General features: G+C 63.0%; 2 protein-coding genes. Both read right to left on the bottom strand.

Translation table 11 applies throughout. From position 1 onward, the window contains the following. Positions 1-398: transposase (locus ACK4TH_RS11860; protein WP_409626726.1), on the bottom strand; the 398-nt coding region annotated here is incomplete at its 3' end. 126 nt (positions 399-524) lie between these two features. Continuing rightward, on the bottom strand, positions 525-1352 hold an 828-nt coding region (locus ACK4TH_RS11855; RefSeq protein WP_409626724.1), incomplete at its 5' end, for a porin.

Genomic DNA, 1352 nt, shown 5'->3' with positions numbered 1-1352 from the left:
TTGTAGATGGTCTCGTGCGAGACGCGGCGATCCAGATCGTCGGGCCACATGCGCTTGAGTGTGCCGGCAATCTGAGATGGCGACCAGCCCTCCAGCAGAAAGTGGTGCACCACGCCGAAGAGCACGCCGTCTTCGGCCAGCTTGGGGTGGCGTCGGCGCTTGAGGCGCATCGCGCAAGCACGCGCGCCGGCTGCCCGCGCATCGTAGGTGCAGCTGCTGCCTGCCGGCACGAAGGCCGAGCGCTGCGGCCACTGATGCACGCGCCGGATCTCGCGCGTCACCGTCGACGGCGAGCGTCGCAGCGTGCGGGCAATGCTGCGTGCCGAGCAGCCCTGTTGCAGCAGGATCATGATGGTGGCGCGCTCCTCGGCGCTCAGGTGCTGATAACGGGTTCCCATGAGGCGGTGGCAGGGTCACGTGCAAGGCAGATCAGGGGTGTTGCACTTGATTATTGACTCCGCCCTTCTTGACCCGAGTGTCATGCCAAGCAGGCCTGCGGTTTGCGCAGGCCCTCCGCAGCCGTTTCAGAACCGGTGACGCAAACTGAGGCCCAGCGCCATGCTGTCGACTCCAGCCTGGCGCGTGACACCACCCAGATAACCATTCCCGCCCGGAGCAGCTTGGCCATTTTTGCGGTTGTCAAAACGCACGAGCACCGCATTGAGATCGGTACGCTTGGACAGCGCGTAAGTGTACGCTACTCCATACGAGCGGGCATCGGCGTTGTACGAGGTCTTTTCGTTGCGGTTCGTCATGGCCACCGTGACCGTGTGCGGACCTGAAATGACGCGGTAGCCGATGTTGACCAGATCAAAGCGCTGCTTAAGCGCGTTCATATAAGCGGTCTGCACGAGGTTGGCGGCGGCAGCTGGCACACCGTTCCCGATCAGCGTAGCCGCGATCGACGACAAGTTGCTCGGATGGTCGTCGCGGTGACGCGAATACACCGCGCTGAGCTTGCCTGGGCCGACGTTGATCCAGCCGCCGACGGTGGTAGTCGTCAGCGATCTCTGGCCCAACTCGTTGTTGCGGGTGTTGTAGCCCATGCCCACGGCATAGCCATCACCCTTGTACATGCCCATCAGGCCCGCGAAGCGGGAGTTGGAGGACGAGTTTCCAGCTTCACCAAAACCATACATCACCGAGGCCGTGACCCCCCCGGTTTGCACACGATACTGCAGCGCGTTGCTGTAGCGGATGTCAAAGCCCGCGGGAATCGCCGCCAGTTGTCCAGCTGCCAACGGCGATTGCGTCTGCATCGCGTCGAATTCGGCCGACGTTTCGTAGTCCGGCGTATACATCCGGCCTGCCAGCACGGCGCCCGCAGTGTTTTGAGCTTGTGACCCTCCTGG

Source organism: Tepidimonas sp. (assembly GCF_046292505.1).
In the GTDB taxonomy this organism is placed as follows: Bacteria; Pseudomonadota; Gammaproteobacteria; order Burkholderiales; family Burkholderiaceae_C; genus Tepidimonas.
The sequence above is the reverse complement of the archived record's forward strand: the minus strand, read 5'-3'. Positions and strand labels throughout refer to the sequence as shown.